The sequence below is a fragment of the Desulfoplanes sp. PS50 genome, assembly GCF_053851535.1.
Genome location: NZ_JBSPZA010000057.1, coordinates 1 through 9,195, shown reverse-complemented (window position 1 = coordinate 9,195; position 9,195 = coordinate 1). Strand labels below are relative to the sequence as shown.

The following is a 9,195-nucleotide window of genomic DNA, read 5'->3' as shown; positions in this document are numbered from 1 at the left end:
ATATCTTTTACCCGGATAAACGGGACAAGATTTACGAGTCCCTTACCCTGTTGTATCAGGGGCTCAGTGCCGAGGACGCCGGAGAGATTTTTCGGGTGCTGATCACGTATGTGCTCAGCGCCACCGAAGTCAGTCCCCAAGAAGTGGAAGAGAGCGTCAAACATCTTCCAGGAGGAGTTGAAACCGTGAGAACGACAGCAGACGTTTTACGAGAAGAAGGCTATGGAAAGGGAGTGCTTGTTGGCGAGCAGAAGGGTAGACTTGAAGGCAGGCTCGAAGGCAGGCTTGAAGGTAAGGTTGAGAATGCCCGCGAGCTGCTTTTTGACGCTCTGATCGAAAAGTTCGGTACGATTCGTTCAAGTCTTGTGAGTCGTCTCAATTCCATCCAGTCGCCTGATACACTGAAGATGCTGTTCAAGCAGTCCCTCCGGGTCAGTTCGCTGGAGGAATTTGAGGAACAGGTCTTTAAAGCCACGGACAATTAACCCGCCGGCCGGTCTTTATCTCTGACCTAATCGGCAGCGATATCCCCCTGTGTCAGGGAAATTGTCGCCTCGTCTGAAATTCACCTAAGGTGGCCAGAAGGATGAGGTGATGGCATATTCACAAAGACATTGCCCCCCCCCCCCCTGTGTCAGGAAAGATGTCTCACGGATTTTTTGGGAAATTACTGGATCCTGCTACAAAAAAGTCATTTAACCGCGAAGGACGCGAAGGGATAAGAGATCAAGACACAATGTGTTTTGATCTTTTTGTATTTTTCTGGTGATGCGTTACGCCTTGAGTGAGCTTACGAGCGGGCGGTGAGTACTTATCTTGGGTTGCGGGCGCTAGCCCGCATTGGTACCTTACTCAGAACATTCTGTAATAAAAAACAAGAAAATTCTATAACCGCTTGAACTTAAAACCTAAAACCTAAAACCTAAAACCTAAAACTGCTGCTTGGCCGCATGAGTTTGTATGCCCTGGCCCAGGGGAAGTGATCCACTGCAAGCTTGAAATGATCTTCAAAATCCTTGGGCTGACCGATGAGCATCCGAACCATCATGGACCGGTATATTTTGCTGTCCATGACATACACTTCCCTGGACAGTTCATTGATGATCCCGTGCAGCCCCTTGCCGTTGGGCCAGGTCATCCTCCGTGATCCCTCCTGGTTGATGATGTCCAGGGTGTCGATGGGTATGGTCTGCTCCCCGGAGAGAACCAGTCCTTTTTGGGTGTTCAACTGGATTTGGCCCCGCATCCGTTGAATTTTTCCCGGATGGGGTGTGCCCGTGATCAGATCCCAATTGCCAAAGTAGGAGATCCAGTAGGCCAGGCGAAGATTTTCCCAGGAGACCACGAAATACTGTTCCGGGATGTCCGCGGTCGTGGTAACGGGTGTGGTGCGCATGGTTGCGACAAATTGTTCCGCCTTTACCGGATGCATACGTTCCAGGCCGGTGGTGGGATAGGCCGCATACGAGGGAAGGGACCATGCAGAGATCTTGTGTTCGATCAGGTTTTGGCTTTCCTCAAAGGTCTTTTTTTGATCAGCAGTGGTAAAGCGGATCATCCCGGCAGCCTGGGCCGGCGAATCAGTGCAATGGATCAGGGCCAGGGGGTAGAGCCAGGGGCCACCGTGTTTGGCACCGTCACCAAAGGACATCCGCTGGGCATAATACTGGGCCGCATACCCGTAATCCCACCACTGCCAGAGGCGCGCGTCTTTTGCGCTCACCTTTTCGAGATCCTTGAAGGTCTGGGCATAGACCTTGGGGAGGATGGGAGAGGGACGGAGTGCAGTTCCCACTTCCCAGAGCGGCCAGATGATGACCAGGCAGAGGACGATCTGGGCCAGAAACCGCTTGCCTGAAGCGATCTTGAGTGAGCCAAGCAGACAGGAGAGGCCAAAACAGAGCCCCACACCCCAGACAATGCCCCCATACATGGTGAACCGGTTTCCGAGCTTGAAGGAGAACACGCTGAAAATCAGGATGGGAACAAAGGTCACACAAAGGGGTTTTTTCCAGATCAGATACAGGTACGCCATCAGTCCGGACCAGAAGAGGATGGCATTGCCGCTGATCCGGGAGTAGAGGTTAGCCAGATCCACATTTTGCGCCTCCCGGATACTCTGCTGCACCGAGGGCAAAAGCAGGGAGGTTCCGTTGGACAGGGACTCCACCTCACTCGATTTGGTCAGAAAAATCAGTTTGGATACAATGGTCCAGGCCTGGTTGTGTAGTCCGGTGACAACAATCATGGCCACAGCGAACAGGGCCAGCATTGACCAGGATTTTCCAGAAGATTGAAAACGGCTCGGAAGATAGACAAAGACGGCCGTCATGCAGAGCGCAACCACCAGGCCGATCCATCCCCCGAATGCAACACCATGGAAACAAAGAAGTCCGAACAGGGCGAACCATCGCGCACCCGGTCGAGCCAAAACAAGGATCGCTCCGGCTAAAACGCCCAAAAAGGCGAGGATGATATAGCTGCTCTGGTAATAGAGCCAGAAACAGACCTGGCCGACCAGGCCGAGGATGATGGCGGAGAAGGCGAGTTGTAAGAGCTCTTTTTTCGAGGGGGCTGCGTATGATTTGGTATCATCAGCACCGGGTAACCAGGATGACCTGACAAAGGGCGAGGACCAGAGGATAAGGGCCGTACCCATGAGGGCGGGAACAAGCAGGGCAAAAGGGTCGGTATCGCAAAATCCCAAACGGGTGCGCAGCAGATACCCGAGGCACCCGGTTCCCAGAATACCCGCTCCGATCCCGGCTTCGGGCATTTTTTCCTTCCAGGCCAGATAGCACAGCGGCAATCCCGCTAGAGGCGCCAGGAACACGGGCAGATAAAACGCGATATTGCCCAGGGGTGCGGAGGTGATCTGATGCAGAAACCGGATGAGCCCCATCAGGGGTTTGTCTGTCGCCCAGGAGGTTTCCTGCGCCCCGGCCATCCAGAAATAGGCATCATGGGTGGCCATGAGCTTTTCTCCCCCGATTTCAAATACCTCGGTCTGCCAGAAAGGCAGCTCCAGGAGACGAAGCACCAGACTGATTCCGTAAACCAGAAGGCACGGAACAAGCAGGGTGAACCAGGGGGAGCAGCAAACCGATGAGGGTTGGATATCAGCTGGAGACGATGGTCGTTGATTCATTGTGTGATTCCGGAAAGAGTATTGGGTTTTAGGTGTTAGGTTTTAGGTAAAAAATGTAGTAGCTTGGCGGATTAAACGTGAGCTGGGAACGGAAGGGAGACCGGAAAAGTGAATGCTTAGCGAGCCTGCGAGGTTAGCAGACCTTATGCAGAGCTGACCCGGAGACGGGAAAGGATAAAGGCAGGGAGACGGGAGACCCGGAGACGGGAAAAAGCAACTGCTATGAAAAGGGAGACTGAGAGCCTTGTCCTGTCTCCGTTTCTCCTGTCTCCCTACTCCCTTGTTTTTAAAACTTTTCGATTCGCACTCTGATGTAATTATGAAGCATCCCAGAAATTTTTCGTGTGGTTTCCAGCAGTTCGTTTCCCTTTGCCTCGTCGATAATACCGACGTCAACAGCCAGATAAAGTTGCGTTCTCAATTCTGAACAGGATCCTTTTGGAAAAAACAGTGTTAGTACCTTACTCAGAATATTCTGTAATAAAAAACAAGAAAATTCTGTAACCGCTTGAACTTAAAACTTAAAACCTAAAACTCAAAACTGCGGCTTGGCCGCATTAGGATTTAAGAAACGACTTCAGATCAATGACTTAATTAAACAGTGAAGTTGTTTTGATATTACCTTTAATTCTTCGATCAATTCTTGCTCCAGATCTTTATCGATAACATCAATACGTTTAGCGATATATACTTGAGTCCGAAGTTCTGCTGCGGAACCCTTGGCAATGTGCAGGAAGTGTATGTATTCTTTCCTGCTGTCACGTTCAGCACCCTCGGCAATATTGGAGGCAATCGAAACCGCTGCCCGAGTCATCTGATCTTTGAGCCCGTAATCACGACAATCCCGCAACACGTCGTACATTTTCACCGCAAGCCTGCAAGCCCTTTTCCATACCTCGAGTTTTTCAAACGAACTATATCCCATGACACTATCCCATAGTTTTAATTATCCAATGCAGATATTCTTCACACACCCTTCGTGGATCAGCCCCCTTCGGGCCGATGCGCTCAACACCGAACGTGGACAGTTTCTCTTTTCACGGTTGAATATTTCTTTTTTTCACCGCAAAGAACGCCAAGTGACGCAAAGAAAGACAGAAATACTCCCTGTTCCGGATTCCAGGCTCCTCGCAGTTTCCTAACACCTAAAACCTAAAACCTAAAACCTAAAACCTAAAACCGTCTTTACCTCGCTCCCTCCCCAAACACCATTACCCCGATGGTCCGACACAAAATTTTTACATCCAGAAGCAGGGACATGTTCTTGATGTAATAGAGCTCGTATTCGAGTTTTTTCAGGGCGTCTTCACGGGTGGAGCCGTAGGGGTACATGATCTGGGCCCAGCCGGTGATGCCGGGTTTTACGGTGTGCCGGATGTAGTAGTAGGGGATCTCCTGTTCGAGGTCGCGGACGAATTCCGGGCGTTCGGGCCGGGGGCCGACCAGGCTCATGTCGCCCTTGAGGACGTTTATGAGCTGGGGAAGCTCGTCGATGCGGGTTGTGCGCAGCCAATGGCCGAGTTGGGTGATACGGGGATCATCTTGTTGAGCCCACACCGCTCCATTGGTTTCCGCATTCTGAACCATGGAGCGGAATTTGTAGAGGGTGAACTCCTTTTTGCCTTCGCCAACCCTGGTTTGTTTGAAGATGGCCGGGCCAGGCGAATCTTTTTTGATGAGCATGACCGCCACGAGCATCAGGGGCCAGAGCAGAATGAGCAATAGCAGGGCGATCAGGATATCCATGGTCCGTTTGAGCTTGCGGACCACTTCCTTGGAATACAGGGAAAAACCCTGCTCGAGAAGCAGCCATCGATCCTGGATGAAGCGGACCGGAACGCGGTCGGTAACCCGTTCATACGCCGTGACCAATTCTTCCACAACGATTCCCGAAAGCCGGGCCCGCAAGAGAACATCCATGTGGGTGTCCAGATCACGGGTGTTTCCAGCAAGAACAACAGTGCGCGCCTGCTGGGCCTCGGCAATGGAAATCACGTTGTCAACGGGACCGGCAATGAACAGGCCATCCGATCCGACTCCCCAGAGCTCTTTGTCATCCACCACATAGCCGACCACCTGATAGCCCTTGTTTTTCATGACTTCTGCCAGTTCACGGGCAGAATCATTCTGCCCCACCATAAGGACCCGTTCCCTGCCGCCAGAGGCGATCACGATAGACGAAAGACGCCTGAGCCCGAAAAGCAGGGGATAGGAGATGATCGCCTGAAGAATGAACAACCACTGGGGAAACTGCCAGTGACCAAACACATAGGACACAAACCCTGCCAGCACATTGGCCAACCCGACCCCCGCAGCAAGGCGGATGGCCGTCTCACCGGATTTCTTGAACCGGGAGGAATCGTAGAGATTGAAGATATAGAAGGACAGGATGGATGCCAGAAGAATGAAGACGGTCGGCCCGGTATGATAGGTGAAGATGTTGATCTGCGGCCCCAGGACGAGAAGCGAGCTGAGATAAATGGATAGGGCGATGGTCAGCAGGTCGGTGATCAGGGAGAGGTAGGGGGTCATGGGATTTTGCAGCTTATTTTGGTAGTGACCAGAAGAAACTGGTCAAATTATAAAGGAATCAGCTGTGGAGAAGCTTGTAAACGTGTCGCCTTGTCTTCTGAGGCATCAGCCGCACACTGTATCGGATCAGCACATTGCGAAGAAATTCTGCATAATTGATAAACCCCATTCGCAAAAATTCTTTTTGCAATTTGAGCTCAATGTTTGCATAGCGCTTGCCGCCTCTGCGCCTGATCATTCCGTAGCCGGCACGAACATTGACCAGATATTCCGGAATGTTTGCAATGCGTGAGCCGTTCATAAGCATTCGTGCCCAGAGATGATAGTCCTGGATGTAGACGAACTGTCCATATCCTCCCACTGCAAGAACTTTTTCCTTGCGAAACATGACACTCATGTGATTGAGGGGATTTCGCCTGCGTGCAAAGCGTGAAACCTCTGGCGGGGATTCTGGCAGCTTTCTACGGGCATAGATCGCAGACTCTTCCTCGTCAAACTCACTGATCCAGCTGCCAACGACATCGATTTCCGGGTGCTGATTCATGAATGCGAGCTGTTTCTTGAAGCGTGCAGGATGGCAGATGTCATCGGAATCCATTCTTGCAACCAGAGCATGGGAGCATGCCTCGAGTCCCCGGTGCAGGGCGCATCCCAGTCCCACATTCGTTTCAAGGGGAATGCTTGTTATGTTGATTGCCTCACGCCATCTGTCGATGACGCTATGCAATGCCTCTGGAAGGGGACCATCCTCCACGACAATGACCTCATCGGCGAGTGTATGCTGGTCTGCTAATGAGCAGAAACACCGTTCCAGATGGGCCGGCGTTTCCTTTTCATACACTGAAAGAAGAACCGAAAAATCTGACATGTTCAATCTTTGTCGACAATGGAGGAAACATCCATCCGGTACATTCTTCTTTTGTCGTCGAACACCGAATCGAAGAAAACCGTTTTGCCGTCGGGTGAAAAACGTGGATGCAGATCACACCTGCATCCTCCCTGATACGCAAAACCGTGGAAAAATTCACCCAGCTCGATAATAGTTCCAGACTTCCAATTGCAAAGGATCAAATGCTGCATCCGTGCCTTGTCAGGATAGGTGTCGGTGATGAACCAGTCGCCATAAACATGTGGATGACCGTCACCATATCTGTTCAGCCTGCCTTGAAGTACCTCTTTGCAGGAATCCTGGTTGAGATCAATGAACCAGAATCCGTCCCGCCCTTCGTTGTTTCGAAGATAGCTCAGAATGGTATTGTCATCGAGCCACACGCAATGACTGACCATTTTGTTGTCGGCAAGAACTTTGAGGTCATTGCCCTGCGCATCGGCGAGCATCAAACGATCAAATCTTTGCTTGTCGATATAATACCGGTGAATAAAAACAAAGCGATGACCGCAAGGTGAGATCATGACATGATTGACCGAGTGAAGGGCATTGCCCAAGATTGCCTTGGGACATGTTTTTATGATCGTATCCAATGGGATGATGAGGTGTTCTTGTCCCGAATCATAGTCGATACGCCATATGCCGTCACCTGCATGGTTTTTGAGTTCCTGGTCGGCAAGGAGGGGAAGATTGCCATAGCCGTAATCCGGACAAACCGCCTGCAGGCGTTCATAGTTGAGTGAAAGAAAATACTCTTTTTGGAATGAGTCCTGGACGGGGCGGGAGAAACGACTTGTTTCCCGGCCTGAGGACAAGGAATAAATCCGGGCGATATATCTTGATTTTTGTTTGTCAAAGTCATTGAAGACAAAGGAATCGTCATCAAGCCAGTGGAGGCGGGTACCCTGCTGCCAGTTATAAGCAGCAGAAGACGCGGCTATGGAAACAGCCCGGCTCTGGTTCAGATCAAATAAGCTGATTGCAACAGGGCGATCTGGATCGGGAGGGCATCGGGTGGAAGCTGATGAGGAATGGAACAGAACAATTCCTTCTTTCGAGCTTGGAATCTTGTCATAGTATCCAAAAAAAGATTCTTTGGTTTGCTCTGGAGAAATTACTGAAAATGGCAATATTGAATTATATCGGTATGTTTTTTTATAAATAGAATAAGCAATTCGGGAATGAACCTGCTTGATGCGGGCTTTGAGTGCAGGGTTTTTTCCCAAGATTCTAGCTAGTAATTTCTCAAACGTGTTGTATGTGGTGGTCATGAGCCCAGCTTTGCCTTCATACGATAGATAAATTCAGGTCCAGCGAGGATGGCGCAAAGAGCCATTAAATTATATAGTGAAGGATAATGGATGAGATGCTTGAGCTGATGGCCGAGAGCAGAAAAGATATCTCCGTTCAAAATTGATTTATGTATAAGCATTCTCGATTTCCATTGATCATGTTTTTTTATTTCATCCTTGGAGAATGTTTTGTACTCTTTGGAATATTTTTTTTCAATAAACCGTATCGCGCTTTGGTTCGATTTAATGCTTTTAGAGACGCTTTTTTTTTGAGATCTGTAATGGCAAATTGTCAGGGGAAGAGGGAGAAGGCTGAAGTGTGTTGTTATACGTGCAACCCGCAGCCAAAGTTCATAATCCTGAAGTGCGGGCATGCTCTCCTGAAATTTGCCGGCTTCAATAAGGATCTTTTTTTTAGCCGCCACCATAGGGGTGCCACCGATTTCGTTTTTGATGAGCATGCTTTTAAAGATGTCATCTTCAGGAGTGAATTGGCGAGGTCGTGATGTATAGGTGACCCCTTCGTTGACCATGTGAATGTCGGCAGGATGGTAGATCAGCTCGCATCCCGGGGTCTGTTGGATATGATTGGTGATCTGTTCTATTTTATTCGGTTTGAACTCATCATCATCGTCGAGAAATGCAATCCAACTTCCGTTGGCTGCCTCGATGCCTCGGTTTCTTGCATGAGGAGCACCTTTTGGTGATTCATTGCGCAAGAGCAGAGTTTTTGTTTCGTCTGGGGCCGTTGCAAAAATATCGTCACTGACCTTGGGCGTTGATCCATCATCGACAACAATAATTTCAAGGGGCTTGACGGTCTGGCTGAAAACACTCGTTAATGCCTGTTGCAAGTCCTTCAATCTGTTATGTGTCGGAATTACAACGGAAAAAGTATTGGTATGTTCATTCATAAATTTTCTTATTCAAATTTACTGAGTTTGATCAGTATGATGCTGAAAAGCGTAATGCTGTGCTACATTCGTTGCACCCTTACTGTAGTCAACAATTCATAATTCTGATTTGGACGAAGAATTTTTGCTTTTATCGTTAGTAGTTCGATTTTCGTGATTAATATATATTGGCTGTTCGGCATAGTGAGTACAAACAAGCTGATTTATAGCAATGATATGTCGTTCGGAATCTTCCACTCTTCGTATCAAGGTTATTTCAAAATTTTTTTGGATGTATTTATAGTACTTATTTTGTAACTACTCACCCCCACCATCTTTGAGTCCTGGAATTTTGCCTTCCAAGGCCAGCTGGATGGCGACAAGGGGATTGAGGCCCTGATTTGCCATTGTCTGGAGATAGCTTGAAATTCGGCAGTAAGC

General features: G+C 49.3%; 7 protein-coding genes and 1 pseudogene. 1 reads left to right on the top strand and 7 read right to left on the bottom strand.

Annotation, left to right across the window (positions count from 1 at the left end):
- Positions 1-485 (top strand): annotated as a pseudogene (locus ACTVJH_RS15350) (Rpn family recombination-promoting nuclease/putative transposase); the annotation flags it as partial.
- A 437-nt stretch (positions 486-922) separates the two neighbouring features.
- Here the strand turns inward: ACTVJH_RS15350 and ACTVJH_RS15345 are convergent.
- The 7 genes from ACTVJH_RS15345 to ACTVJH_RS15315 all read right to left on the bottom strand — a co-directional run bounded on the left by ACTVJH_RS15345 (position 923) and on the right by ACTVJH_RS15315 (position 8,775).
- Positions 923-3,148, bottom strand: a complete 2,226-nt coding sequence (locus ACTVJH_RS15345) for an STT3 domain-containing protein (protein WP_455992627.1) — start codon at positions 3,146-3,148, stop codon at positions 923-925.
- Positions 3,149-3,434: 286 nt separating this feature from the next.
- Positions 3,435-3,599: a four helix bundle protein gene (locus tag ACTVJH_RS15340; protein ID WP_455992630.1), complete on the bottom strand. Its 165-nt coding sequence runs from the start codon at positions 3,597-3,599 to the stop codon at positions 3,435-3,437.
- A 126-nt stretch (positions 3,600-3,725) separates the two neighbouring features.
- Positions 3,726-4,073 carry a four helix bundle protein gene (locus ACTVJH_RS15335; RefSeq protein WP_455992625.1) on the bottom strand — a complete coding sequence of 116 codons (348 nt, stop codon included), beginning with the start codon at positions 4,071-4,073 and terminating at the stop codon, positions 3,726-3,728.
- Between the two features lie 260 nt (positions 4,074-4,333).
- Complete coding sequence (locus ACTVJH_RS15330) at positions 4,334-5,680, bottom strand: sugar transferase (protein ID WP_455992623.1); 1,347 nt, start codon at positions 5,678-5,680, stop codon at positions 4,334-4,336.
- 58 nt (positions 5,681-5,738) lie between these two features.
- Complete coding sequence (locus ACTVJH_RS15325) at positions 5,739-6,548, bottom strand: glycosyltransferase (RefSeq protein WP_455992620.1); 810 nt, start codon at positions 6,546-6,548, stop codon at positions 5,739-5,741.
- 2 nt (positions 6,549-6,550) lie between these two features.
- Positions 6,551-7,840 carry a hypothetical protein gene (locus ACTVJH_RS15320; protein ID WP_455992617.1) on the bottom strand — a complete coding sequence of 430 codons (1,290 nt, stop codon included), beginning with the start codon at positions 7,838-7,840 and terminating at the stop codon, positions 6,551-6,553.
- Positions 7,837-8,775, bottom strand: a complete 939-nt coding sequence (locus ACTVJH_RS15315) for a glycosyltransferase family 2 protein (RefSeq protein ID WP_455992614.1) — start codon at positions 8,773-8,775, stop codon at positions 7,837-7,839. The genes ACTVJH_RS15320 and ACTVJH_RS15315 overlap by 4 nt, the downstream gene beginning before the upstream one ends.
- Positions 8,776-9,195 lie beyond the last annotated feature (420 nt).

Coding starts and splice junctions, on each gene's coding strand:
- ACTVJH_RS15345 (WP_455992627.1), bottom strand. CDS start 3,148: ATGAATCAACGACCATCGTCTCCAGCTGATATCCAACCCTCATCGGTT.
- ACTVJH_RS15315 (WP_455992614.1), bottom strand. CDS start 8,775: ATGAATGAACATACCAATACTTTTTCCGTTGTAATTCCGACACATAAC.
- ACTVJH_RS15335 (WP_455992625.1), bottom strand. CDS start 4,073: ATGGGATATAGTTCGTTTGAAAAACTCGAGGTATGGAAAAGGGCTTGC.
- ACTVJH_RS15330 (WP_455992623.1), bottom strand. CDS start 5,680: ATGACCCCCTACCTCTCCCTGATCACCGACCTGCTGACCATCGCCCTA.
- ACTVJH_RS15325 (WP_455992620.1), bottom strand. CDS start 6,548: ATGTCAGATTTTTCGGTTCTTCTTTCAGTGTATGAAAAGGAAACGCCG.
- ACTVJH_RS15320 (WP_455992617.1), bottom strand. CDS start 7,840: ATGACCACCACATACAACACGTTTGAGAAATTACTAGCTAGAATCTTG.